Origin of the sequence: Pseudoalteromonas rubra (assembly GCF_005886805.2) — a bacterium.
Classification (GTDB): domain Bacteria; phylum Pseudomonadota; class Gammaproteobacteria; order Enterobacterales; family Alteromonadaceae; genus Pseudoalteromonas; species Pseudoalteromonas rubra_D.
Genome location: NZ_CP045429.1, coordinates 3,971,733 through 3,997,431 on the forward strand (window position 1 = coordinate 3,971,733; position 25,699 = coordinate 3,997,431).

At 47.3% G+C, this 25,699-nt stretch carries 27 protein-coding genes; 16 read left to right on the forward strand and 11 right to left on the reverse strand.

Annotated elements, in window-relative coordinates:
• The first annotated feature begins 8 nt into the window (after positions 1-8).
• Complete coding sequence (locus tag CWC22_RS17025) at positions 9-1,619, forward strand: DUF342 domain-containing protein (RefSeq protein WP_138539327.1); 1,611 nt, start codon at positions 9-11, stop codon at positions 1,617-1,619.
• A gap of 42 nt (positions 1,620-1,661) precedes the next feature.
• Here CWC22_RS17025 and asnA read toward each other — a convergent pair whose 3' ends face one another.
• On the reverse strand, positions 1,662-2,657 hold the full coding sequence (asnA, locus tag CWC22_RS17030; RefSeq protein ID WP_125559070.1) for an aspartate--ammonia ligase: 996 nt from the start codon (positions 2,655-2,657) through the stop codon (positions 1,662-1,664).
• 179 nt (positions 2,658-2,836) lie between these two features.
• On the opposite strand from asnA, the gene asnC reads away from it, so the two are divergent.
• From asnC to recG, 3 genes are read left to right on the forward strand one after another with little or no spacing between them, the layout of a single operon-like run.
• Complete coding sequence (gene asnC / locus CWC22_RS17035; RefSeq protein WP_010383506.1) at positions 2,837-3,295, forward strand: transcriptional regulator AsnC; 459 nt, start codon at positions 2,837-2,839, stop codon at positions 3,293-3,295.
• Positions 3,296-3,347: 52 nt separating this feature from the next.
• Entirely contained in the window at positions 3,348-4,046 is a 699-nt protein-coding gene (gene trmH, locus CWC22_RS17040; RefSeq protein WP_138539337.1) for a tRNA (guanosine(18)-2'-O)-methyltransferase TrmH, read from the forward strand.
• Between the two features lie 2 nt (positions 4,047-4,048).
• Positions 4,049-6,133 (forward strand): ATP-dependent DNA helicase RecG, encoded by a 2,085-nt coding sequence (gene recG / locus CWC22_RS17045; protein WP_138539326.1) that lies wholly within the window; start codon positions 4,049-4,051, stop codon positions 6,131-6,133.
• 17 nt (positions 6,134-6,150) lie between these two features.
• Here the strand turns inward: recG and CWC22_RS17050 are convergent, their stop codons facing one another.
• Positions 6,151-6,546: a VOC family protein gene (locus CWC22_RS17050; protein ID WP_138539325.1), complete on the reverse strand. Its 396-nt coding sequence runs from the start codon at positions 6,544-6,546 to the stop codon at positions 6,151-6,153.
• A 13-nt stretch (positions 6,547-6,559) separates the two neighbouring features.
• On the opposite strand from CWC22_RS17050, the gene CWC22_RS17055 reads away from it, so the two are divergent.
• Positions 6,560-6,835, forward strand: a complete 276-nt coding sequence (locus tag CWC22_RS17055) for a ribbon-helix-helix domain-containing protein (RefSeq protein WP_125559065.1) — start codon at positions 6,560-6,562, stop codon at positions 6,833-6,835.
• 134 nt (positions 6,836-6,969) lie between these two features.
• Positions 6,970-7,653 (forward strand): hypothetical protein, encoded by a 684-nt coding sequence (locus tag CWC22_RS17060; RefSeq protein ID WP_171045132.1) that lies wholly within the window; start codon positions 6,970-6,972, stop codon positions 7,651-7,653.
• A 92-nt stretch (positions 7,654-7,745) separates the two neighbouring features.
• On the opposite strand, the gene galU is transcribed toward CWC22_RS17060, so the two are convergent.
• From galU to rplU, 6 genes are all read right to left on the reverse strand, one after another.
• The gene (gene galU / locus CWC22_RS17065; protein ID WP_125559063.1) at positions 7,746-8,621 is read right to left on the reverse strand and encodes a UTP--glucose-1-phosphate uridylyltransferase GalU; all 876 of its coding nucleotides are present in this window, start codon (positions 8,619-8,621) and stop codon (positions 7,746-7,748) included.
• 208 nt (positions 8,622-8,829) lie between these two features.
• Positions 8,830-9,204 carry a DUF3718 domain-containing protein gene (locus CWC22_RS17070; RefSeq protein WP_125717107.1) on the reverse strand — a complete coding sequence of 125 codons (375 nt, stop codon included), beginning with the start codon at positions 9,202-9,204 and terminating at the stop codon, positions 8,830-8,832.
• A 77-nt stretch (positions 9,205-9,281) separates the two neighbouring features.
• On the reverse strand, positions 9,282-9,773 hold the full coding sequence (gene folA / locus CWC22_RS17075) for a type 3 dihydrofolate reductase (protein ID WP_230090587.1): 492 nt from the start codon (positions 9,771-9,773) through the stop codon (positions 9,282-9,284).
• Between the two features lie 90 nt (positions 9,774-9,863).
• The gene (gene cgtA / locus CWC22_RS17080) at positions 9,864-11,012 is read right to left on the reverse strand and encodes an Obg family GTPase CgtA (protein ID WP_049864637.1); all 1,149 of its coding nucleotides are present in this window, start codon (positions 11,010-11,012) and stop codon (positions 9,864-9,866) included.
• 194 nt (positions 11,013-11,206) lie between these two features.
• Positions 11,207-11,464 carry a 50S ribosomal protein L27 gene (gene rpmA, locus CWC22_RS17085; protein ID WP_010383519.1) on the reverse strand — a complete coding sequence of 86 codons (258 nt, stop codon included), beginning with the start codon at positions 11,462-11,464 and terminating at the stop codon, positions 11,207-11,209.
• A 17-nt stretch (positions 11,465-11,481) separates the two neighbouring features.
• The gene (gene rplU / locus CWC22_RS17090; RefSeq protein ID WP_010383520.1) at positions 11,482-11,793 is read right to left on the reverse strand and encodes a 50S ribosomal protein L21; all 312 of its coding nucleotides are present in this window, start codon (positions 11,791-11,793) and stop codon (positions 11,482-11,484) included.
• A 358-nt stretch (positions 11,794-12,151) separates the two neighbouring features.
• Between rplU and ispB the strand changes: the two genes are divergently transcribed.
• The gene (ispB, locus tag CWC22_RS17095; protein WP_125559061.1) at positions 12,152-13,123 is read left to right on the forward strand and encodes an octaprenyl diphosphate synthase; all 972 of its coding nucleotides are present in this window, start codon (positions 12,152-12,154) and stop codon (positions 13,121-13,123) included.
• Between the two features lie 54 nt (positions 13,124-13,177).
• Here the strand turns inward: ispB and CWC22_RS17100 are convergent, their stop codons facing one another.
• Together CWC22_RS17100 and mutY are read right to left on the reverse strand one after the other, a co-directional pair.
• Positions 13,178-13,450 carry an oxidative damage protection protein gene (locus tag CWC22_RS17100; protein WP_125559059.1) on the reverse strand — a complete coding sequence of 91 codons (273 nt, stop codon included), beginning with the start codon at positions 13,448-13,450 and terminating at the stop codon, positions 13,178-13,180.
• A 34-nt stretch (positions 13,451-13,484) separates the two neighbouring features.
• Positions 13,485-14,543 (reverse strand): A/G-specific adenine glycosylase, encoded by a 1,059-nt coding sequence (gene mutY, locus CWC22_RS17105; protein ID WP_138539324.1) that lies wholly within the window; start codon positions 14,541-14,543, stop codon positions 13,485-13,487.
• Between the two features lie 130 nt (positions 14,544-14,673).
• Here mutY and trmB point away from each other — a divergent pair, with 130 nt between their 5' ends.
• From trmB to arcA, 5 genes are all read left to right on the forward strand, one after another.
• A complete protein-coding gene (gene trmB, locus CWC22_RS17110) occupies positions 14,674-15,399 on the forward strand; it encodes a tRNA (guanosine(46)-N7)-methyltransferase TrmB (RefSeq protein ID WP_138539323.1) in 726 nt (241 codons plus the stop codon).
• Between the two features lie 49 nt (positions 15,400-15,448).
• On the forward strand, positions 15,449-16,486 hold the full coding sequence (locus CWC22_RS17115) for a methyltransferase (protein ID WP_138539322.1): 1,038 nt from the start codon (positions 15,449-15,451) through the stop codon (positions 16,484-16,486).
• A gap of 187 nt (positions 16,487-16,673) precedes the next feature.
• Complete coding sequence (locus tag CWC22_RS17120; protein WP_125559053.1) at positions 16,674-18,296, forward strand: sensor histidine kinase; 1,623 nt, start codon at positions 16,674-16,676, stop codon at positions 18,294-18,296.
• Between the two features lie 5 nt (positions 18,297-18,301).
• A complete protein-coding gene (locus CWC22_RS17125) occupies positions 18,302-18,820 on the forward strand; it encodes a YfiR family protein (protein WP_125559189.1) in 519 nt (172 codons plus the stop codon).
• Positions 18,821-18,927: 107 nt separating this feature from the next.
• Positions 18,928-19,647, forward strand: a complete 720-nt coding sequence (gene arcA, locus CWC22_RS17130; RefSeq protein WP_010383531.1) for a two-component system response regulator ArcA — start codon at positions 18,928-18,930, stop codon at positions 19,645-19,647.
• A 7-nt stretch (positions 19,648-19,654) separates the two neighbouring features.
• On the opposite strand, the gene arcB is transcribed toward arcA, so the two are convergent.
• Complete coding sequence (gene arcB, locus CWC22_RS17135) at positions 19,655-21,982, reverse strand: aerobic respiration two-component sensor histidine kinase ArcB (RefSeq protein WP_138539321.1); 2,328 nt, start codon at positions 21,980-21,982, stop codon at positions 19,655-19,657.
• A 271-nt stretch (positions 21,983-22,253) separates the two neighbouring features.
• On the opposite strand from arcB, the gene folE2 reads away from it, so the two are divergent.
• The 4 genes from folE2 (at position 22,254) to CWC22_RS17155 (ending at position 25,696) form a co-directional block, all read left to right on the forward strand.
• Positions 22,254-23,174 (forward strand): GTP cyclohydrolase FolE2, encoded by a 921-nt coding sequence (gene folE2 / locus CWC22_RS17140; RefSeq protein WP_138539320.1) that lies wholly within the window; start codon positions 22,254-22,256, stop codon positions 23,172-23,174.
• Positions 23,175-23,318: 144 nt separating this feature from the next.
• Positions 23,319-23,909 carry a DUF2726 domain-containing protein gene (locus tag CWC22_RS17145; RefSeq protein WP_010383537.1) on the forward strand — a complete coding sequence of 197 codons (591 nt, stop codon included), beginning with the start codon at positions 23,319-23,321 and terminating at the stop codon, positions 23,907-23,909.
• A 127-nt stretch (positions 23,910-24,036) separates the two neighbouring features.
• The gene (gene mtnN / locus CWC22_RS17150; protein ID WP_138539319.1) at positions 24,037-24,744 is read left to right on the forward strand and encodes a 5'-methylthioadenosine/S-adenosylhomocysteine nucleosidase; all 708 of its coding nucleotides are present in this window, start codon (positions 24,037-24,039) and stop codon (positions 24,742-24,744) included.
• Position 24,745: 1 nt separating this feature from the next.
• On the forward strand, positions 24,746-25,696 hold the full coding sequence (locus CWC22_RS17155; RefSeq protein ID WP_230090588.1) for a cobalamin biosynthesis protein CobD/CbiB: 951 nt from the start codon (positions 24,746-24,748) through the stop codon (positions 25,694-25,696).
• Positions 25,697-25,699: the final 3 nt, after the last annotated feature.

The following is a 25,699-nucleotide window of genomic DNA, read 5'->3' on the forward strand; positions in this document are numbered from 1 at the left end:
ATAAGCCTGTGTTTAAACTCGCAAAAAATGGCAATATATTGATGGACGTCGCGGCTGCGTCGCCCCCCAGTGCAGCGTTTGTGGTTGAAGCACTCGAGCGCTCACCCTATGCTGACTGCGCAATTGATCATGAATCCATTGCCGCTTACTTCAAACAAGATACGCCTGTCACTCAGCTGATTGTGGCACAACAAAAAGATGCCCATATCGAAGTCGCATTGAGCGACGACAAAATGCAGGCCATCGCCAAACTCACCACCGCACAGGGTGGTAAAATGATCAGCCTGGAGGATGCCAAGCGCGCCATAGTCAAAGTCGGTGTCACCCGGGGCTACAAACAAGTCTATCTGGAAAACTTGCTCAAACAGCAACTGGAGTCTCTGCCAGGCACAGAAGTCACAGGCATCGTTGCTCAGGGGCGTCCGCCCGAAAATGGCATACCTGCCAAGCTGATGCCACATGTACAAACGCTTAAAGAACGCCTGAAGCAACCCAAGTTACGTGAAGACGGCACCGTTGATATGCGCGATTTTGGCGCACTGGCCAGTGTTGCACCCGGCACCTTACTGGTCACGCAAAGGCCGGCAACCCCAGGCAAAGAAGGCTTTACGGTTACCGGAGACAGCATTGCACCTAAGCCCGGAGATAGCTTTCAGCTGGTTGCCGGTGAAGGTACCGAGATTTCCCCAACCAATCCCCTGCAACTGATCTCAACCATTGCTGGTTGTCCGTCCGATGTGCCGAATGGCATGCGGGTAGACGATATCTTTACCATCAGTGACGTCAACGTACGCAGCGGCCACATTGAATTTAGCGGCAGCGTGCTGGTTACCCATAATGTCGACCCGGGCATGAAGATCAAAGCGCACGGCGATATCACCGTCATGGGGACCGTAGAATCGGGAGAATTAATTTCCGATGGCAACATCGAAGTACGTGGCGGTGTGATTGGTCACCTGGATCATCGCAACGACGATCAGGGGCTCACCTGCCGTCTGATTGCCAAAGGCGATGTCCAGATCACCCATGGTCAATACACCTATCTGGAAGGGCAGAATGTCTTTATCCAGAAACAAAGTAATCACTGTGATATCAAAGCACGTAACCTGTTACAGGTTGGCCTGGACGAATCCCCTAAGGGTAAGTTGGTCGGCGGCACCATTTTTGATGCCAAGATGCTGGTGGCGGGCGAAGTAGGCAGCAGCTCAGGTGCGACCATGGCTGTTTACCTGGCACGCAGTGGCATGGAGATAACGGAACGTACCGATCTGTGCCTTAAAGAACTGACTCTGACCGATGAGCAGATCACCAATCTGCAAAAAGCGGTCGAAAAAGCCGATAACGTAAAGGATGCTGAAAAGAAAAAAACCTTGCTGGCCAAAATCGGCGCGACACAAGAACACTATTGTAAGCAGGCCGAAGCGCTGGAACATCAGCTGTCAGAATTAGACCATACTCTGCATGATTTACTCGATAACACCCAGCTGGTGGTGAACACCTCTTTGCACTCAGGTGTCGAGATCCATATTTTCGATAAGGTCTATAAAACCACCCGCAGTTACCCGCCGTGTAGTGCCAGGTTGCTCGAAGGAAAAATAGAAATTGAATTTAAGATGTAAGGGAGCCCCTTGAGGCTCCCTTACTGTGTGTCGCCGTCGCCTCTAAAGTAACCCAGAAACTTCAGTTTTAACATGCTCAGGCCACACACCAACCTGGACCTGACCGATATGTTGCTTTTGTAATAACAACATCACCAAACGAGACTGACCAATACCACCCCCTATGGTTTGTGGCAATGCACCTGCCAGCAGGCTCTGGTGCCAGTCCTGCTCTAACCTTTGCTCATCCTGCGTCAGACTCAATTGGCGTTGCAAGCTGTCCGGACATACCCGGATCCCCATAGAGGAAATTTCAAAGGCATCTTCGAGCACCGGGTTCCAGACCAGAATATCACCGTTCAACCCCTGATACTGCTCACACGTTGGCGTTGACCAGTCGTCGTAATCCGGTGCTCTGACATCATGGATTTTGCCATCTCCCAGTTCACCGCCGATACCAATCAGAAACACAGCGCCGTACTCCTGAGCAATCGCTTTTTCTCTTTGCTTAGCACTGAAGTCTGGATACATAAGGCGCAGCGCCTCACTGTGTACAAATGTGATTTGCTCCGGTAAAAACGGCGTCAGCCCATATTCAGAAGCCAGTTGCTGTTCAGTTTCACGGATCGCGCCATATAATGTACGAACTGTGTCTTTGAGCTTATCTAAAGAGCGTTCAGACTGTGCACAGATCACCTGCTCCCAGTCCCACTGATCAACATACACGGAGTGTATTGGGGATAGTTTGTCTTCATCCGGGCGCAACGCCTTCATATGTGTATACAACCCCTGCCCAGCTCCAAAGCCATAGTCACCAAGCGTTTTACGCTTCCACTTCGCCAGTGAGTGGACCACTTCATAATCGCTGTCGCTGAGCGTTTTAACTTTAACCTTCACCGCTTTTTCGGTGCCGCTGAGGTTGTCCTGAATACCATCTCCTACCTTTGCCAGGATAGGCGCCTGTACTTCGATCAGGCCTAACTTGTCAGTCAGTTGTTGTGAAAAAAGTGCTTTCGCACGCGCTATTTGTTGTTGTGTTTGCAGATACTGTTGCAACATATCGGTTTCCTCATTCCCAATGGTGTTGAATAACGGTGCAGGCTTGCTGCGTTAAATCTATCCTCAACAAAAATGAGTAAAGATTCAATAGTCCACAACAAAAACACCTTTACACTATTTTTTTCATCAAAAATTAGCTTTAATAATTATTGAATCAATAATTAGCGTACGAAATATCCATGGAAAATTATCAAATCGATAATCTCGACCGTTCTATCCTTCATGCCTTAATGGACAATGCCAGAACCCCCTACGCCGAATTGGCCAAGCGCTTTGCCGTCAGTGCGGGGACCATTCATGTGCGAGTCGAGAAAATGAAGCAAGCCGGTATTATAGTCGGCACACGGGTCAGCATAGATGCCAAGCAGTTGGGTTATGATGTCTGTTGTTTTATCGGCGTAAACCTCAAACATGCGCGGGATTACCCGGCTACCATTGAGCAGCTGGAAGGCTTTGAAGAAGTCGTTGAAGCCTATTACACCACAGGCAACTACAGCATTTTTATCAAAGTCATGGCACGTTCTATTGACCATCTGCAGGACGTACTGATCAATAAGATCCAGACAATCGAAGCCATTCAGTCAACCGAGACCCTGATCTCCCTGCAGGCACCAATAATGCGCGAAGTAATGCCTTAGCGGGGTGCTTTTTGTTATAATCGCCGCAATTTTGTAGTTAAGAGCTGTAATGATGGAAGAAAACCGTTTTCAGCGCGTGAAGCGCATTTTGGATCAACGCCAGACTGATTTAACTGTGTGCCTGGATGAAGTCCACAAGCACCACAATCTGTCGGCCATAGTGCGTACAGCCGATGCGGTCGGCTGCCATCATGTTCATGCGGTATGGCCGCAGGAGCAAAGACGCCTGACCAATAATACCTCAGGTGGCAGTAAAAACTGGGTAGAAACCCATATGCACGATGACATCGATCAGGCCGTTGCCACTATCCGTGCACAAAATCCTGGGATCCAGCTGCTGGCCACCAATCTGAGTGATACAGCCGTGGATTTTCGTGAGATTGATTATACTAAGCCAACGGCCGTTATTGTGGGACAGGAGCGTCTGGGGATCTCAGACAGAGCGCTCGAACACGCTGATCAACACATCGTGATCCCAATGGCTGGTATGGTACAGTCATTAAATGTTTCGGTGGCTGCTGCATTGATCTTATATGAAGCACAGCGTCAGCGCGAAGCCGCAGGGCTATATCAGCGTAACGACATGCTCGACCCGACGATTAAACACAAACTCTTGTTCGAAGGCTGTCACCCTATCATTGCCAATCGCTGTGTCGAAAAAGGCATGCCCTACCCGGCTCTGGATGAGGTGGGTGAAATCGTGGCCGATGATACTTTCTGGAACACACTGAAATTCAGTCAAAAAGGATAATTATGTCTCTTCCCAATTTAGCCCAGTACGCCATAACCGATCTCAAGGGAGTCGGCCCAAAGGCCGCAGAGCGGCTGGCCAAATTGGGGATCCGCAGTGTTCAGGATATGCTCTTTCATCTGCCACTGCGTTATGAAGACAGAGCCAGAACCTATCGCATCGCGGAATTGATGCCACATACCCATGTCAGTGTTGAAGGCGAAATCGAGCAGGCCAACATCACTTTCGGCAAACGCCGTATGCTGGTATGCCAGATCAACGATGGAACAGGCCGTATTACCCTGCGCTTTTTCAACTTCAGCGCCGCGCAAAAAAACGCCATGCAAAGCGGTAAAATCATGCGCTGCTTTGGCGAAGTGCGCCGTGGCCGGGTCGGTCTGGAAATGGCTCACCCTGAATACAGTATTCGCGACGAGCTCAGTGAAACACCACAAGGCGCGGATACACTCACGCCGGTTTATCCAACCACTGAAGGGCTGAAGCAACTAAGCATTCGTGCCATTGCCGAGCAAGCTATCGCTTTGCTGCAAAAATACGACATTGAAGATCATCTGCCCGCTCAGTTCAGGCCCAACCAACTGAGCTTGAAAGAAGCCTTACTCACACTCCATCAGCCGCCCCAGAATGTGGCATTGGATCAGCTGGAGCTGGGTCAGCATCCGGCGCAACAGCGGCTGGCGTTTGAAGAGTTGCTGGCGCAAAACCTTAGCCTGCTGCAACTCAGACAGCAAGGTCAGGCCGTCAAGGCGGTATCGCTGCCGCCGAATAATATGTTAGAAACAGAGTTTCTGGCCCAGCTGCCCTTTAAACCCACTTCAGCACAAAGTCGAGTAGTGGCTGAAATTAAAGGGGATCTGCAACACCCTTTTCCAATGATGCGACTGGTACAGGGTGACGTAGGCTCAGGTAAAACCCTGGTTGCAGCACTGAGCGCACTCACGGCCATTGCCAAAGGCTATCAGGTCGCTCTGATGGCCCCCACAGAGATTTTATCAGAGCAGCATAATATCAACTTTCAGAACTGGTTTGCCGCACTGGGCATAGAAGTGGTGTGGCTGGCAGGCAAGACCAAAGGCAAAGAGCGCGAGCGCGTGCTGGAACGCATCAGCTCAGGCCAGGCGCAAATGGTGGTTGGCACACATGCACTGTTTCAGGAGCAAGTACAGTTTAGTAATCTGGCCCTGATCATCATTGATGAACAACACCGTTTTGGTGTTCACCAGCGCCTGTCGTTACGCGAAAAGGGCAAGTTTAACGACTGCTACCCGCACCAGCTGGTCATGACGGCAACACCCATCCCACGCACGCTGGCGATGACTGCCTATGCCGATCTGGAAACCTCAGTGATCGATGAGCTACCACCCGGGCGCACGCCAATCACAACCGTCGCCGTCCCGGATACTCGCCGCGATGAGGTGATTGAGCGTGTTCGGCGTGCCTGTATCGAACAGCAGCGCCAGGTGTACTGGGTATGTACTTTGATTGATGAGTCCGAAGCTTTGCAATGCCAGGCGGCAGAAGATACCGCAGAACAACTCACCAAAGCGCTGCCCGAGCTCAATATCGCACTGGTTCATGGCCGTATGAAGGCACAAGAAAAGCAGCAGATCATGCAAGACTTTAAGCAGGCAAAAAGCCATGTGCTGGTTGCAACCACTGTGATAGAAGTCGGGGTAGATGTCCCCAATGCAAGCCTGATCATTATAGAAAATCCAGAGCGGCTTGGATTGGCACAACTGCATCAGTTACGAGGCCGGGTTGGCCGGGGAGACATCGCTTCGCATTGTTTGTTGCTTTATCATGCACCTTTGTCAGCAACAGCGCAAAAGCGCCTGGGCGTGCTGCGTGACAGTAATGATGGCTTTGTGATTGCCGAGCGGGATCTGGAGATCCGCGGGCCCGGAGAAGTCCTGGGCACTCGTCAGACGGGGCTGGCGGAACTGAAAATAGCCGACTTAAGCCGGGACAAAGTGCTACTACCACAAGTTCGCAGTCTGGCTTTTACTATACTCCAACAACACCCACAAGCCGTTGAGCCACTGGTCCAGCGCTGGTTGCCTGACCGCAGTGAGTTTGCCATGGCTTAGTCATAACTAAGCCAGAATTACCTAAACGTCTCAGAACGTTCAATGATTTCAATCTGATAGCCATCGGGATCGGCAATAAAGAAAAAGCGTGCCACCAGAGTATCGCCATTATAAAACGACTTCATCTCCTTAGGCTGGTAACCTAGCACCTCTGCCTTTGCATGCACAGGTGCTAAGTCATCAACGACAACTGCTATATGACCATAGCCATTCCCCAACTCATATGGCTGCTGCGTATCATGATTCCAGGTCAACTCCAGTTCAAACTCAGCTTCTTCATTCCCGAGGTAAACCAGACTAAAGTGTTCAAACTCAATACGCCTGCGCTCGCCGAGCGCCAGTACATCATGATAAAATGCCAGAGATTTTTGCAGATCCATTACCCGAACCATGCTGTGAATGAGTTTTGCCATCAAGGAGTCCTCTATGTGTGAATTGTATGCCGCGGCCGATCCCGCCAGCTATGAAGTAATACGCCGCTCAATGCGGATTCAGGGGGCTGTGACCAGCCTCGCACTAGAGCGTCGGATCTGGGATCTGTTACAGGAGATCGCCTCCAAAGAACAGCTCAGTGTGGCTGAATTCGTTTCCACCCTCTATCAGGAAGTACTGATGCGTCAGGGGGAAGTAAAAAACCTTGCTTCTCTGTTGCGTATCACCTGTTTAACCTACTTATCCGATCTTACGTCTGATCGCCGCTAAAGGGGTAGTATCTGGTTACTACATTGACATTAGACTTTTGCTTATTAGCAAAAGCCGATACACTGATCTCGATTCATTCTTAGTAATCCTTTGAATTGTGTGAACTATTTAGGCACAAGGTATAGCGCAATCATATGAAATCTCATTTAGGCCGACGCGCATTTTCCAATATGGAGCTGTACACCCTGTTTAACGGCTACATTTATGGTGACGAAAAACAAAAGCGTGAGCAGCCAAAGCATTGGCACTTCTGGCTACCTGTGCTGGCATATTATACCGGGGCCTACAGTGACGAAATTGGCAACCTGACGCTCTCTGATATCAGTAAACAAGAGCAGGTTCGTGGCTTTACGTTTCATACACACGGTAAATTACAGGCCCGGTTTGTACCGATCCACCCAGCCCTGTGGCATGCCGGATTACAAGATTATCTGCACTTTGTAGAACAACAAGGCCAGACCCGGCTAATGTTTGATTTGCCAGCCAAGTCGGGGCGCTTCAGCGAGAAAGTCAGGATCTGGTTTTCCGGAGAGGGCGAGCGTCTTGGCTATTTGCAAAAGTGCGGTCTGCCCAATGTGGATCAGCAAGGCATGAAAACTGCTATCAGTAGCCTGAGATTAAACTTTGAGCAGCAGATACACATCTCCGCCATTCAGCAGGGCAACAAAGCCGCTATGTTCTATCTGCTGGGGCTGAAACAGGATGGCCAGATCCTCACCCAACCCAAATCGCATCAGCTCAAACAAGTGCTTACGCAAGTCAGAGTCATTAACCCCAACATTCACTGGCAACGCTTTACAGAGCGTCATGGCCAATAACCTGGCAAGCTCTGTGCGCTCAACCTGTACCAGGTGCTAAACACACAAAAAACCCGACATTGAGTCGGGCTTTCGTATCATGACGGACGAGGCTACAGTGCTTTTACGAACTCACTGAAATCTTCGCCCAGTTTTTCATCACGCATTGCGTACTGAACGATAGCTTTCAGATAACCCAGCTTATCGCCGCAGTCATGAGCCCGGCCACTCATGTGGAATGCTTCAACGGTTTCACTTTCCATAAGCATGTCAATTGCATCAGTTAGCTGGATCTCGCCTCCGGCTCCCAATGGCGTACGCTCAAGCAAAGGCCAGATATTACGTGATAATACATAGCGACCCACAACGGCAAGGTTGGAAGGCGCTTTATCAACAGGCGGCTTCTCGACCATGTGATTGATTGGTGCACTTTCGCCAGGCTTTAGCTCAACGCCCTGGATGTCTGCAATACCGTACTTGTTGACGTCTTGTTGAGGAACCGGCTCAAGCATAATTTGACTTAGCTTAGTGTCTAAGAAACGTTTAACCATAGCCGCCAGGTTCTCATTACTTTGATCTGCCGTATACTCATCCAGGATCACATCAGGTAAGACAACCACGAAATCGTCATCACCAACAATAGGCTTTGCGCACAAGACCGCATGACCAAGCCCTTTTGCTTCGCCCTGCCTAACATGCATGATAGTAACGCCTTCAGGACAAATTGAACGAACCTCTTCCAGCAGAGTACGCTTAACCCGCATTTCCAGTGTTGCTTCCAGTTCAAAACTGGTATCAAAGTGGTTCTCAATCGCATTCTTTGACGAATGGGTCACCAAGACGATTTCGGAAATGCCCGCAGCTGCGCACTCTTTCACTATATATTGAATAAGAGGTTTATCGACTAAAGGCAACATTTCCTTGGGGATAGCCTTCGTCATAGGCAACATCCGCGTACCAAGTCCAGCTACAGGAATTACAGCTTTCATAGTTCATCCATTATTACATAAAATGGCGGAAGAATTTCTCACCATAAGAATAGTTGTGTGACAGAGTATTTTAATCGAATCCGCTGGCAGTGCAAGTTTAATAATATCCCTTTTATAGCTGTGGAAATAAAAAATGCCCGCTCACTCTAAAAGTGTCGGGCATTTCTAAATACTTTAATATTTTCAGACGCTAAGTCCGATAGAGTTCTTACAGACCAGCACGCTTTTTAATAGCTGCGATCAAAGCTGAACCACCATGGCCGTTGCTCTCAGCCCAGGCGATGTCAGCGCCATCTTCCAATGCACTTTTAGGTAAGCTTTTAACGATAAACTCGCCCGCATCCACCGCGTTGTTAGCGATTGCATGGCGCAGCATGTTATTACCATTACACTGAACTGAATCGTACACGTTACGGATTTTAACCCGTGAGCTCTTTAGCGTGCTGCGGATACGTCTTTTATCGTCAGCCGCAATATATTCACACAAAGACACTGCTAACTGATCGTTCGCTTTGCTCGCAAAACTTACGGTTAATGCCGAAACGCCAAGACTCACACCAATAACTAAAGGAATTACTTTCATCACCAATCACCTAGTACTTTTTTCGTAAGAACAAACGCTCAATATTGTATCAACCAATACAATTGTTAGCAACAAAGTTATATTCCTTTATTTAGAGTTACGAACTTATAACTATACAAATTTTTCTCATCTGCTTCATATGTTTCGCTTGCAATTTCTTGCCACTCACCGGCCTGAGAGTGGTCAGGAAAGCGCGTGTCGCCAGAAACATCCAAGTCGATGTATGTTAAATAAAGCCGATTACTTAAGGGTAGAAACTGTTCATAAATATTTCCACCTCCAATGATCATAACTTCCTCACACCCGTCAACTAAAGCCAACGCATCTTGCGGTGATGAAACTACCTCAATGCCCTCAGCACGGTAATTTTGGTTTCGACTGATCACAATATTTCGTCTGCCAGGAAGAGGACGACCAATAGATTCGAATGTTTTGCGCCCCATAACCACAGGTTTATTCAAGGTGACGGCTTTAAAATGTTTCAAGTCGGCCGGTAAATGCCAGGGCATAGCGTTATCATCGCCGATGATACGTCCGTTTGCCATCGCTGCAATCATTGATATTATCACAATACACTCCACTCATACTTTTATACTAAAAAAGGGCCAAAGGCCCTTTTTGTATCAACCCGCTTAGTGAGACGCTAAGACGGATCGCGCTTATCTTTCGTAGACGACTTCTACGTCGTAATCATCTTCGTCCCAGTCATCCCAGTCATCATCGTTATCCTGAGTTGCCTGACGGTGGTAGGTATCCCATTTGAACTCGACTTCTTCCTGCTCTTGCTCTTCGAACTTATCGCGTGGCATGCTATCCAGCAGGCCTTGAATGTCGTAGCACAACTGCTGTGTATTAAACTTATTGGCAGCAGAGATACGATACACCTGTTCAGCATCCAGCTCTTCGGCAATACGCTGACAAACCTCTTCTAACTCATCCTCTGCTAGCAGGTCTATTTTATTCAACACCAGCCAACGCGGCTTGTTGGCAAGTTTTGGGCTGTACTGATGCAGCTCATTGATGATTGCGAACGCATTATCCACTGGGTCTGTGCCATCAACTGGCATGACATCGACAACGTGCAGCAATACACGGCAACGCTCCAGGTGCTTCAGGAAGCGGATCCCCAGGCCTGCACCATCTGATGCGCCTTCAATCAAACCCGGAATGTCGGCAATCACAAAGGATTTGTTCGCTTCAGGACGTACTACACCCAAATTTGGCACCAAAGTCGTGAATGGATAATCAGCCACTTTAGGCTTAGCAGCCGATACACTGCGAATAAAGGTTGATTTACCTGCATTTGGCAAGCCTAGCAACCCAACATCGGCTAGCAACATCAGCTCCAGCTTCAGGTTTCGCACTTCGCCAGGCGTGCCCAGTGTTTTCTGTCTTGGCGCACGGTTTGTGCTCGATTTAAAGCGTGTGTTACCTAAACCATGATAACCGCCTTTAGCGACCAGTAGTTTTTGTCCATGCTTAGTCAAGTCACCCAGACACTCCTGCGTATCAACATCAGTTACACGCGTCCCTTCCGGTACTTTCAGGATTAAGTCGGTGCCCTTTTTACCCGTCATATTACGGCCATGACCATTGGTACCTCGCTCGGCACGGTGGAACCGCTCAAACTGATAATCAATCAGGGTATTAAGGTTTTCGTCTGCTTCAAGATAAACGCTACCTCCGTCTCCGCCGTCGCCCCCATCCGGGCCACCGTCGGGTACAAATTTTTCGCGGCGAAATGAAACGACACCGCTTCCACCGTCTCCGGCTTCCGCGCGGATCTCTACTTCATCGACAAACTTCATGGTTACTCTCTTACTGGTTGTTCAGCACCTGCTATTATAGCAAGTTCATAGCGGCTTGATCAGCATGGGCAAATGCCTAACTACCGGTCTGTGGCGCGTATTTGACAGGAATAAGGTTAGAGCAAAATTCAAGCTCTGCTCTATAAAAACAAAAAACCCCGCCTAAGCGGGGTTTTTCAGTATTCTTTTACCGATTACTCAGCAATGATGCTAACGTATTTACGGTTTAAAGGACCTTTCTGCTCAAAAACAACTTTACCGTCTGCTTTTGCGAAGATTGTGTGGTCTTTACCGATACCTGCGTTAGTACCAGCGTGGAACTTAGTACCACGTTGACGAACAATGATGTTACCCGCTAGTACAGATTCACCACCGAAACGCTTAACACCTAAGCGTTTACTTTCTGAATCGCGACCGTTACGAGTACTACCAGCTGCCTTCTTATGTGCCATCTTTCTGTACCTCTAAATTAAGCGCTAATGCCAGTGATTTTAACTTCAGTGAACCACTGACGGTGGCCCATCTGCTTACGAGAATGCTTACGACGTCTAAATTTAACGATCTTAATTTTCTCGCCACGACCGTGAGATACAACTTCAGCTGTAATCTTACCACCGTTTACGAACGGCGCACCGATCTCGATTTTTTCACCATCAGCTACAAGAAGTACTGAATCAAATTCAATTGATGCACCAGTCTCAACGTCTAGTTTCTCTAGACGAATTGTTTGACCTTCAGTCACACGGTGCTGTTTACCACCACTTTGGAAAACCGCGTACATAATTAACTCCGTCTGTGCGCCCTCAAATCGACGCAACTTAATATTCTTCAATAGGGCGCGAAGTTTACGCTAATGTGCTACTTCGCGCAAGCCCTAGATCGCAAATAAATGAATAAAAAATAGCTAACTTGAGGGCGTAATAATATTTTCATTTATTCTAACGAATAGGTGTGATAAGCCAAGCTCTTTTTTGCTTTTTCAACATCGGAGTTCTGATCAGAAACAACCGATAAGTGCAAAAAACATACAAAAGCACTGATTTTTTAACCTCTCTTACGGCAAGTTATCGAGTCACGGTGAATTTTAATGTACACTTGCGGCTCGAACATCCCTGAATGAGGCTTTAGCTCGGAGCGTTATGGATATCAAAGCGATCCAGAGATTGATTGAGCAAGACATGCTTGCCGTTAATCGACTTATCAGCGACCAAATGCAATCTGACGTCGCATTGGTTAATCAACTTGGCTTATATATAGTCAATAGTGGTGGCAAACGGATCCGCCCTATGCTGGCACTTTTGGTGGCCAAAGCATTAGGGTATCAGGGCGATAAGCACATTACACTGGCGACCATCATTGAATTTATCCACACCGCAACTTTGTTGCATGATGATGTGGTTGACGAGTCTGCCCTGCGCCGTGGTGAACCAACTGCCAACGCTGAATTTGGTAATGCCGCAAGTGTTTTGGTTGGTGACTTTATATACACGCGTTCTTTTCAGTTGATGGTCGGACTGGAAAATATGGAAGTGATGCAGATCCTCGCAGATGCAACCAACGTGATTGCTGAAGGTGAAGTGCTGCAGCTGATGAACTGCAATGACCCAGACACGACTGAACAAAGCTACATGCAGGTGATTTACAGCAAAACAGCCAAATTATTCGAAGCGGCAACTATGCTGCCGGCTGTTGTGTTAGATCAATCAGCAGCGACCAAAGAAGCACTTAAATTATATGGCATGCACTTAGGCACTGCTTTTCAGCTCGTAGACGATGTCCTCGATTACAGCGCCAATGCTGAGCAGCTTGGTAAAAATATCGGTGATGATTTAGCCGAAGGCAAACCAACCCTGCCGTTAATTTATGCGATGCGCCACGGCAGTGAAGCGCAAGTTGCACAGATCCGCGATGCCATTGCCAATGGCAACGGGCTTGATAACCTGACGGAGATTCTGGCCACGCTTGAGCAGACAGAGGCGCTGGAGCATACCATGGAACGTGCGCGAAAAGAGTCACAAAAAGCCATTGAACAACTCAGTGTACTAGCTGAGTCAGAACACAAAGCCGCGCTAATTTCATTGGCGAAACTAGCCGTTGAGCGCAGCTACTAAGACAATCGCCAGACATTAAAAAGGCTGCTCATGCAGCCTTTTTAATCGAGTAGATTATGCGTCTTTTGGACGGTAACCTTCGATTTCAACCTCTTTACCTTCAAACAAAAAACCCACCATTTGTTCTTCCAGCTGTTGACGATGTTCAGGATCCATCATATTTAAGTGCTTTTCGTTGATCAGCATAGTCTGCTTGTGCTGCCACTGTTGCCACGCTTCTTTACTAATGTTATTGAAGATACGTTCGCCAACCTCTCCCGGATAAAGTTGAAAATCTAACCCTGGAGCTTCTTTTTGTAACTTTTGACAAAATACGGTACGTGCCATCTCTTTACCCTTTATACATTCGTTGTAACTAAGTTTACCCCATTGCCTTTAAGACTTTAACCAACTTTTTAGTTGGTGCTGCTAAACCCACCTCAGCAGGCTGCGCCAGCTCATACCACAAGAGTGGATTATCGTGAACACAATCCGGCGTCACATCTAATGAGACCACCACAGGCGTGATGGTCAGTTCAAAGTGCGTAAATATATGCACAAATGGCGACAGCGTTTGCTGGCTACCCGATAACCCTTGTTGCGCCAAAAAAGTTTCCAGTTCAGTTAGTTCACTGAACTCAAAAAAACCAAACAAGCCACCCCAAATGCCGCTGCTTGGCCGCTTCTCCATGAGTACTTTATCATCAGCTCGCACTATCAGATGATAAGCCGCTTTCTTTGGCTTGGCTTTTTTCGGCTTAGAGTTAGGAAACTCTTTCACTCTGCCCTGTTGATGTGCCTGACAACGACTGACTAACGGACAAGCCTCACAGTCAAAGTTGCTGCGGCTACACAGACTCGCCCCTAAATCCATCATCGCCTGATTATATTCTGAAACACGATCTTTAGGTGTTAGTGCATCGGTCAGTGCCCATAAATGATTTTCGACCTTTTTGACGCCATACCAACCTTCTACCATGAAAAAACGTGCCAGTACGCGTTTTACATTGCCATCCAGAATGGGATGCGCCTGACCCAAAGACAAAGAGAGTACAGCCCCAGCTGTAGAGCGGCCAATTCCCGGTAAGGCCATCACGGCTTCTAAAGTTTGCGGGAACTGACCCTGATATTCATCACGGACTATTTTGGCCGTTTTATGTAGGTTTCGCGCTCGTGCGTAATACCCAAGGCCAGTCCAGTGATGAAGCACTTCATCCTCCGGCGCATCGGCCAGGTCAATGATAGTCGGGAAACGCGCCATAAAACGCTCAAAATAAGGGATCACGGTAACCACCTGAGTTTGCTGTAACATCACCTCTGATACCCAGACCTTATATGGGGTTTTTTCAAGCTGCCAGGGTAAGGTTTTACGCCCATGTAACTGATACCAGTCGACAACCTGTTTGGCAAACCATTGGGCCTGCTCATTATTTACTGTCATTGCTAGACTCTGCTTTTACTTGCTAATACACGCGCCAGTGTATGAAGCTTTTTTCAAAGGTCAAGCTCTTGTACTTGGCGCTGTGAATAGCGATAATGTGCGCCCATTTTTTACACCGAAGATGAAGACCATGAACGAATCGAGTAAAACCGCTCTGGAACAAGCCGAACAGGAAGGCAAATACATTCGCAAAGTACGCAGCTTTGTAAAACGCGAAGGCCGCCTGACCAAAGGGCAAGCTGCCGCCATTGAAAAATGTTGGGCAACGATGGGCCTGGAGCACGCTCAGGGTCGCCTGGACTTTACCGAGGTGTTTGGCAACGACAATGATGTTGTAGTTGAGATTGGCTTTGGTATGGGCAAATCGCTGGTCGAAATGGCGAAAAATTCCCCTGACCAAAATTTTATTGGCATTGAAGTACACCGCCCGGGTGTTGGCGCCTGTCTGATGGAAGCGGATGAACAAGGTGTCACTAACTTACGCGTATTCGAACATGATGCAGTCGAAGTACTGGCTGATTGCATCCCGGATGCCAGCCTGGCGAAACTACAGCTTTTCTTCCCGGACCCTTGGCATAAAAAACGTCACCATAAGCGCCGCATCGTGCAGGCCGAGTTTGTCGAGAAATTACGCTCAAAACTGCGTATTGGTGGTGTTTTCCACATGGCAACCGATTGGGAAAACTATGCAGAGCACATGCTCGAAGTGATGCAGGCAGCACCTGGATTTGCAAACCAGTCTGATAACAATGATTATGTGCCACGTCCTGACTTCCGCCCACTGACTAAGTTTGAGCAGCGCGGTCATCGTCTCGGCCATGGCGTTTGGGATCTGATGTTCGAACGTACAGCCTGATCTGTTACTGCTTTTCGGGGCAACCAGCCCCGCTTTTTCTGGATCTCTGATGCAAAAATTAACCAACCCCAGTTTATTACTGCTGCGCAATGAAGAAGAACTGACAGGCCAGCAAATCTTGGTGGTCAACCACCAGCGCGATGGCTTTTTGTCAGAACTAAAGCAATTGAATCCGCAGGCAAATATCAGCGCATTCAGTTATGACTTTGCCGATCATCAGGCTGCCGATAAGGTCGCTAATATCACCAGCTATGTGTCACATAGCCTGCCTAAACTCAACGATATTGACCTGGTCATTTATTATTACCCGAAATCAAAACCAGAAGCACAGATGATGTTCGACAATATTCGTGCCTTGTGCTCTGAGCAAACTCGTTTACTGGTAGTTGGAGAAAATAAAGGCGGCGTTAAATCTGCAGAAAAACAACTGCAGGGCAAATGTGCAGCGCACTACAAACTGGACAGCGCTAAACATTGTATTTTATATGAGTTTGCCCAGCTACAACCCCTGGCGCAATTTGACATTGCCAGCTATCAGCAGACATTTAGCATAAATGTTGCCGGGCAGCAGTTTGATGCAGTCAGCGTTCCGGGCGTATTTAATCATGGTAAACTCGACATCGGTACTAAGTTACTGCTAGAGCACCTTGATTTGCCCACTAAGGGAAACATGCTCGACTTTGGGTGTGGTGCCGGGATCATCGCTACTTTTGTGCTTAACCAGTCACCCAAAGTACGCTTCAGCTGCCTGGATGTAAATGCGCTGGCTCTCTATGCCTGTGAACAAACTTTACGCTTAAATGGTCATGAAGCTGAATTGGTACTCAGTGATGGTCTCAGACAATTGAAAGGCCGCTTTGATGCCATTATCAGTAACCCCCCCTTTCACACCGGTATTAAAACTGACTATGACATTGCAGAAGGGTTTATCAAAGGTGTGACTGAACACATGGGTAAAGGGTCACAGCTTCACATTGTTGCAAATAGCTTTCTGAAGTACCCACCACTGATTGAAGCATGCTTTGGTCAATGCGATACCCTGATCAAAAATACCAAATTTGCCGTCTATCGGGCCCGCATAAATTGAGTGTCGGTCAGTTCATCCTTGCTGTGAACTGGCCTTATTTGTCTTGTTATACCTGCCGTCTTCGGCTGCTAAACCTCTGCTAGTCAGCAAAGTGCTGAATCGTTTCGTAAAATGTGAGCTTTTTTGTGTTCTATACTGCTAAACTAAAGTGAGTGAATAGCAGGCAAGCGGGATTTGTGGTCTCCCAATGGGTAAATACGCAACCAAAACAAGTATAAGAAAAGTGCTGATCAGTGCCGTCATGCTAGTAACGGCGCTGTCTTTGTCCCTGTCTATCTCAATTTCAACCTATCTCGACGTTAAAAAGCAAAAACAGCTGATCATCAATAAGCTGGAAATGATCGCCGAGATCATTGCATTTAACGCTCAGGTAACGCTGATTTTTGACGACAGAAAAACGGAAGAAAAGCGTCTCAAATCATTTGATAAAGTCGACCTGGTGAAAAACATTCACATCTATGCAATTGATGATGTCACCAATCGGCCGGTCTTTTTCACCAGCTACAATGCCAGTAAAACACCGCCCGTACCGCTCAAGGTCAATCAAATTGAAGAGCTTCGAATACCGAAGATTTCTGAAGATTATATCGAGCTGATCTTGCCTGTTGAGTATGAAGGCAATATAGAGGGCTACGTATATCTGCGTGGTGGGCTCGAGCACCTGGCCGAATACATCAACCGAAAGATACTGGTAGATATCGCTTTAACGCTGTTTGTACTGGTGCTAGTGATGTTTGTTGCACGAGGGATCCAAAAACGAATTGCCAGCCCGATAGAGTCGCTATCTGTATTATTGCAGGATGTTTCAAAGAACCATAACTACGCCACCCGAGCGGAAAAAAGCGACATAGAGGAAATCAATATCCTCGCCAACAACCTCAATATCATGCTGACCCGGACACAAAATCAGCTTGAGCGCCATCAGGCAGATAAGCTGGAAATTAAACAGCTCAACCAAAGCCTGGAAGAAAAAGTCAATCAACGAACCATCGCGCTCAGGGAAGCAAACCAGGAGCTGCTTAATACACTGGAACGTATGCACCAGTATCAGAATCAGATAGTTGAAAATGAAAAGATGGCATCACTGGGCCAGATGGTTGCGGGCGTAGCCCACGAGGTTAATACACCTATTGGTCTGGGTGTCACCGGTTCGACATTATTACGCGATAAACTCAGTGACATTGAAGTGGCTTTCCAGCAAAAAACGCTCACATCAAAACAACTGGAACGATTTATCAAAGAAGGGATCGAAAACCTGGATCTCATTTATCGTAACCTCAATCGGGCCGCAGATCTGATCTCCAGCTTTAAGAAAGTCGCGGTCAGTCAGGACATAGAGATCAATTCAGACGTCAATATCACTAAACTACTCAATGCAGTAATGGGCGCAATGCGCACCGAACTGGAGCTTAAAGCCCCTCAAATTCACCTGGATTGCCCTGAAGAGCTCACCATCAGAAGTAAGTCTGGGTTGCTGCAGCAAGTGTTCGAGCAATTGTTCTCAAACTCGCTATTGCATGGGTTTACCAGCAATGAAAATAACGAAATTGCTATAAAAGTGAACAAAGAAGACCAGCAATTAACGATTGTATACAGTGACAATGGTATTGGCGTGCCAAATGCCATCAAAAAGCGCATATTTGACCCATTTGTTACCACGCGCCGAGGAGAAGGTGGTAGTGGACTGGGCATGCATTTAGTCTATAACCTGGTCACTCAGGCGCTGGGTGGAAGTATCACATTAAAAGAAGACTATAAATCGGGTACTCAATTTGTGATCAGCTTGCCTCTGAAAGGAGGTACACAGTGAGATTTATGTACCTATTTATTTTTTGCTGTCTTTCACTTTTTTCTACGTTTAGTTTTGCGAAATCGCCGGAAGAAATCCGCTCGGCCTTTTTATATCAAATGGCAAAGTTCATTGATTTTCCTGAGCAAAAGAATAAAAAAACGACTCGATTTTGTTTTTATGACATAAAAAACGGACCAGGTGCTGTTTTATATAGTAACCGTACCTTAAAAATACGTTTAAAGCCGATTGAAATAATAGAAGTGAAAAAGTCTGAGTCTTTGCGGGAACTTTCCCAAAGATGTGATATCACATACATTGATGAAACATTGGAAGATGATATACTGTCCGCTTGGACCGATACAATGGCCCTAAGTATGGTAACTGTGGGCGAAAGTATCGAATTTTTGGAAGGGGGTGGGATTGCGTCCTTGGTCCAGGAAGGGAGTAAGATAAGACTGTATATAAACAAGCAAGAAGTCACCCAGCACAACTTTAAAGTGCTTTCCCGGTTGCTTGCCGTCTCCAAGTTTTATCCTAACTGATTTTACTTGTTAACAATTGAATATACTCCTATAATCGTTAACATTCGGTTTTATTATATAACGCCGATGATTTTGTAAATACAATATTCCGAAAAGGTTAATTAATAATGCAAACGCCAGTCATTCTAATTGTTGAGGATGAAGACGTAACTCGACTGAACCTCGTTAGTTTATTTGAAGCCGAAGGTTATAAGGTAATTGAAGCCATTGATGGCGATGATATGCATGAAAAATTGACGTCAAATGACGACGTCAACTGTGTGATCATGGATATTAACCTGCCTGGTAAAAATGGCCTTATCCTGGCTCGTGAGTTACGCCAGAAGAAAAACATCGGTCTTATTTTCTTGACCGGTCGTGACAACGATGTCGACCGTATTCTTGGTCTGGAGATCGGTGCCGACGACTATGTCACTAAGCCTTTCAACCCACGTGAACTTACAATCCGTGTGCGCAACCTGATCACTCGTACCGGCTCAAGCCCGGAGGAGTCTAGTATTGACAGCAATGGCGTCATTACATTTAACGGTTGGGAACTGGATGAGAATAGCCGCTGCCTGACTTCACCAACTGGTGAAGCGAAACGTTTGCCGAAGGGCGAATATCGTGCCCTGCGTCTGATGTTGGACTCACCAGGTCGTATCTTCAGTCGTGAGCAGCTGATCAAGCACATGACAGGTCGTGAGTTGCGTGCCAACGACAGAACGGTAGACGTCACCATTCGTCGTATCCGTAAGCACTTTGAAACCGACAACAACACGCCTGAACTGATCAGCACCATTCATGGTGAAGGCTACCGCTTCATCGGTAAGATCGATAGCCAATAAGTTTGCGTTACGAGTTTTCAGCGAGCTTTGCAATTAATGAGTGAAGGGCAGATTGCCCTTCTCTTATTTTCACCTCTAGTTCATCTAACCAATCCGCACGCTGCTCTTTGTCTACCTGAGCACCTTCCAGCTCCATCGTTTTAGCATGCAATTGCACATTCTGCAGACCAACAGAGCCCGCGGCGCCTTTTAGTTTATGTGCCACAGACACATAGGTCTCGGTATCCTCATTTTGATTAGCCTCATCCAGCTCTTTGTGATAAGTCGGATTAAGGCGAGCAAATAAGTCACAGCTGCGCTTAAAGGGCTCTATACCCATAGATGATACAAAGTCAGTGATTGTTTCCACATCCAGCAACGCTTGCTCTTGCTCGCTCAATTGCAACGGCTCAGACTGAGGCGAAGCTTGTTTGTCTTTGCTTGCCTCTATCCCAAACAGCTCAGCAAGCATCTTATCCAGCTTTGTGGTGTTGATAGGTTTTGCCAGTGCGCCCTGAATATCAATTCCTTGCAGCTCTTGCTCTGCGCTACGCACATTAGCCGTCAGTGCTACGATAGGTAACTCATCAAAGTGGCTATCGGCACGGATCTGCCGCGCAATTTCATCACCATTGATGTCTGGTAACTGCATATCAAGTAGGATCAGATCCAACTCATCCTCAGTTTCAACCATCGACAAGGCATCTTCCCCGGTTTCTGCCCAGACGACCTCGTGTCCACGTTGTTCCAGCAAGTTAGTGGCAATTTCAGCATTCAGTGGCACATCTTCTACCAACAAAATGTAAAGGCTACGGCCCGCATAGCTTTGCTCATTTGGCGCTGAGCATAGCTCCAAAGGTAGCTCCACATCAAAGCGACTGCCTTCCCCCTGCATGCTGCTGACGTGAATTGTACCTTTCATGGCATGCACCAGCGCTTTTGTCACCGCCAGGCCAATCCCTGAACCAATGGCATTATTACCACTGGCATCGGGTGCTTTGTAATACATGTCGAAAATGCGATCTTGTTGATCAGAAGGGATCCCCACACCTGTATCGATGACACTGATCGACAACCAGGGGCCATCAGCACGGTTTTCACGACGACACTCCAGAGTAACGCCACCTCGGTGAGTAAACTTCACAGCATTGTTGATCAGGTTCCACAACACCTGACGCAAACGAGTTGGATCTAACAGCGCATAGATATCCAACATACCTAAACGCTTGATATTGAACTCAAGGGCTTTTTGTTCCGCTATCAGGCCTGCAAAGTTGACAACATCATTGATAAAGTCCGACACATTAATACTGTCTGTGGCAATATCCAGCTGCTCCCTGTCTATCTTATCCAGATCGATAATGTCATTGAAGATATTACCTAAAGTTTCAGCACTGGAGAAAACAGTATTGCACCAGCTTTTTTGTTGTTTTGTCAGTTCAGTGTCCAATAACATACGTGTCAGACCGACAATGCCGTTGAGCGGTGTGCGTAATTCGTGGCTCAACGTGGCAATAAATTTCCCTTTATCTTTATAGGCCGTTTCCAGTGCCTGCTCCGCTTCTTTACGACTGGTAATATCACGACCGAACGCCAGCAGCCCAATATATTCCCCATTATCGTTAATGAAGGGCAGTTTACGCATCTCAAACCAGCAGTTTTCATTGGCGACCGGGTATTCTACGTCAACATTAATCGATTGCTGGGTCTCAATCACTTGTTCATCAGTTTGCAGTACCCTCGGAACATCCTGTTCACCAAACACTTCCTGTACCGTGTGGCCGATCAGTTGTTCACTGGTTTTGCCAATGACTTGTTCAAACTTCTTGTTGCAACCCGCAAATACGCCCCGCTCATCACGGTAATAGAATAAGTCAGGAGAGGAATCTACGATACTACGCAGTAACATACTCTGCTGAGCCAGCTCTTGCTCAGCTTTGCGCCGCTCCGAGATTTCTTTACGCAATTCTGCGATTGCCCGGTGCTTTGCATGCAGCGCCATTTTCCGCTCGTCAATTTCGTTATTGAGCCGGTTAATGTTGTCTTTGAGTGTCTGATTGAGCAGTTTTTCTTGTTGTGTGGCGGATTCAAGATACTCTTTCGACGCATCCAGCTGACGCATTGCATAGATAGCAACAGAAAGCAGTAATGGAGAGGTTAATGCGGCAAATAACACCACCGACAACACATTGACCAGTGTGACTTCACCGAGCGCCACGTAGTAAAACATACACGCCAAAACCAGAGACACAATCAGTACGAAAGCATAGGCCACAACCCCAGCCCAGCGGTCTCCGTAGTTTTTAATCAAATTCGATAAAATTCGGGCCCAAGTCCCAAATGAAGAGTCAAGCATAATAAAATCACCTAGTTAACCCCTACATTATACCTGACCAAAACACAGAAGCGAGTGACCAAAGGTCGCAGGCGACATTGCACAAACTAAAATAACCTCTGTAGCGCCCGTATTCAGTGCCTTTTGTGGATGTGTAGAAAGTCGGCATCGGCGTACGAAATTTTGCACACTTGGGCGATTTTTTTACCAGAATTTTTCCTGCGGGCTCGGCAAGTTGTGACATTTTGGTGTAACATGCCCAACCCTGATAGTCGTGATTAAGAGAGTTCAAATGCCAACTTCAATGCCTGACATTGCACATTCTGCAGACGCCTTACAAGAAGGCAAGCTAGACTGGGTCGGAATGGGAAATATCGAGCTACCTTTACTGTTATCAAGTAAAGGCTTGAATGATACGCCCGTAACAGCCAAAGCGGATGCGTTTGTCAGCCTGGACAGGGAGGATGCGAAAGGTATCCATATGTCACGGTTATTTTTGGCACTAGACTCGCTGTCCTGTGAACAGACACTGACACCCGCGACGATTCGCTCAGTACTGGATAGCTTTATTACCAGTCATGAAGGGCTGAGTCACAGCGCCAAAGTGACGTTTCACTTCGAACTACCGCTGCGCCGTGCCTCCTTATTAAGTGGTAAACAAGGCTGGAAAAACTATCCTGTTGTGATCACCGCTAACCTGGCAAACGGCCAGTTTAATCTGGAATTAGCCGTTGATGTTACTTACTCATCAACTTGCCCTTGCTCTGCAGCCCTTGCCCGTCAGCTGATCCAAAATGCCTTTGAAGAAAAGTTTACCGATCAGCCACTTGATCATGCCAGTGTTCATGCCTGGTTAGGCACCACTGAAGGCATCGTGGCAACACCGCACTCACAACGCTCTGTAACGAATATCAAAGTCAAACTGGATGAGCATTGTCAGGAGTTTGACATCTTGGGTCTGGTAAACATGGTAGAAGATGAGCTAAAAACGCCTGTACAGGCAGCGGTTAAGCGTGAAGATGAGCAAGAATTTGCCCGCCTTAACGGTCAGAACCTGATGTTCTGTGAAGACGCCGCCAGAAAACTCAAAGCCTTGTTTGAAGCTGAAAACTACACAGACTACTATATAAAGATAAACCACTACGAATCTTTGCATGCACACGATGCCGTTGCATATGCAGTAAAAGGCATGAAAGACGGCTACCGCGCTTGATCCAGTCAAGCACTGTGCTTTCCTTATCCGCTCGGCCATCCCAAACCGCCGAGCGTTTTTAATTCTTCAGCATTCAGAAAAATTACTTTAGGCACACTCTTTGCTTAATAATTTGCAAGTCAAATTGTTGTCGTGGAGTGATTTATGGAACTAACATTATTATCTATTCTGGCGCTGGTCGTTATTGCTTCCATTGTTATTTCAAAATATACGGATAACGGCGGTAACCCCTATCCGTTTAATCGAAAAGAGTCTGTATTCACAACAGTCGAAGCCTCCTTTTTACAGCTATTAGAGCGTTCAGTAGGTGACAAGTTTAAGATTGTCAGCAGAGTTAAGCTGATTGAAATTATCGAGTGTAAACCTGGGTTATCCAAAAAGGCACGCCGGGCTGCCATCACCAAAGCGCAAAATAAGCAGCTCGATTATGTGCTGGTTGATAAAGAAACGCTCAATATTGTCGCTGCCGTTGATCTGGTAAACAACGCCAATAAAAACGGCCACAAAGCACAAAAAGACTGGTTCGTCAGCGGTGCGCTGGAGTCAGCCGGGATCCCACATATTCGCATGAAGGTAAAAAGTGGTTACAAAAGTGCTGAAGTGCGGGCTGCCATCCTGTTTAAACTAGGCAAGAAACCAGAGCCACAGGGCAAGCCTCGCAATCGCAATTACAAACCTGCGGTACTTTCACCGTCTCAGGCCAAAGCCGCGGCAACCCAACTGGCAGAAATTTAACCTGCCACACTCACTGTCGGCCCAACTCAGGGCTGACAGCAAAACGTTTTAACCTGCCTAACATCATATTTTCTAACACCAGTTTTGATATATAATGAGCAACACGGTTAAAAAATAAGAGAAGATTATGAAAGTAGGTATTATTGGCGCGATGGAACAGGAAGTCACAATCCTGCGTGACGCAATGAACAATACACAAACCGCAACTAAAGGCGGTTTCACCTTTTATCACGGTGAACTGGGTGGACATGAGGTAACTCTGGTTCAGTCTGGTATTGGCAAAGTGGCCGCGACAGTGGCAACGACGCTGCTAATCGACAACTACAGCCCTGACTGTGTGATTAATACAGGTTCAGCCGGCGGCTTTGATCCTGAGCTGAACGTCGGCGATGTCGTGATCTCGTCAGAAGTAAGACATCATGATGTTGACGTCACTGCATTTGGCTATGAACTGGGTCAGGTACCACAAATGCCAGCAGGCTTTAGCGCACACTCAGCTCTGGTTGAAGCCGCTCAGCAAAGTGTCGGTGAACTGACAGACATTCAGACAAAAGTAGGCCAAATCTGTACCGGTGATTCATTCATGTGTGATCCAGTCCGTATTGACAAGACGCGCCAGGACTTCCCACACATGCTGGCGGTTGAAATGGAAGGCGCCGCAATTGCTCAAGCCTGTCATGTGTTACACACCCCATTTGTCGTGATCCGCTCGCTGTCAGACATCGCCGGCAAAGAATCGCCGCAATCATTTGACGCCTACCTGGAAGTTGCCTCTGTAAACTCTTCGAAGCTGGTTATTGCCCTGTTGGCAAAGCTGGATCAGGTTTCGCTGTAAGGTGTTAACTGAACATTTGCAAGCCCACACGGGCTTGCTGATTTTCTTACTGGCAACACTCAGCGCGATAGGATTCAGAACCTCCAGCCTGTATCACCCCAATGTCGTCATGACGCTGTTGTTTACTAATCTGGCTCAAAAAGTTTACCGTCCTAAGGCACCAAATAGCTATCAACTGCTATCCGGCAGTATGGCATTTATCCTGCCAATGCTGATCATCCTGGTCATTTTGGCCGCTCTGGGCTATTTGTCTTTCTACCCTCAATGGCTTGGTGGCCTGGTATTATTTTTCTGTCTGGATATTCAACACGAACGGCGTGCCAAGCGGATTGCGATTTTACTCAAACAACAACAAAAAGCGGCTGCACGCCAGTTACTTGGCGCTATGGTAAAGCGGGATGTGGAGAAACTGTCTTTGATGGGCATATGCAAAGCATGCCTGGACAGCCTGGCATTACGTGGCATGCGGCATTTCTATCTGGTCATGGTGTTTTATCTGATTGGTGGCCCTCTGCTGGCATTGAGCTATAAATTGATGTTGCTCTGCGATCACGCCTGGCGCAGCAAGATGCGTCCAGACACAGCATTTATTAAACCGCTGCAACTGAGCCTGGCGATTCTCGAGTGGTTGCCCGTCAGGCTGTTCGTTTTAATGATGGCGCTGACACAAAACCTGGGGAAAACACTGCACTACCTAAAACACTATGGTCAGTTCTACCGCCCTGCCAGTTCAGGTTGGATCCTGGCTTTGTTTGCAGCCAGCCTCAATACCCAGCTCGCCGGGCCACGCTTTTATCAGCAGCAGCGATTTGACAATATGCGCATTGGCAGCGACAGACCGCCAGAACCGGAGACCATAAGCCTGATGCTCAAGTTGTTGGCAACCATGCGCTGGTTTTTCCTTTGTGCCCTATGCCTGTGCTGGTTAACCATTAATATTCTCACCCATTAAAAA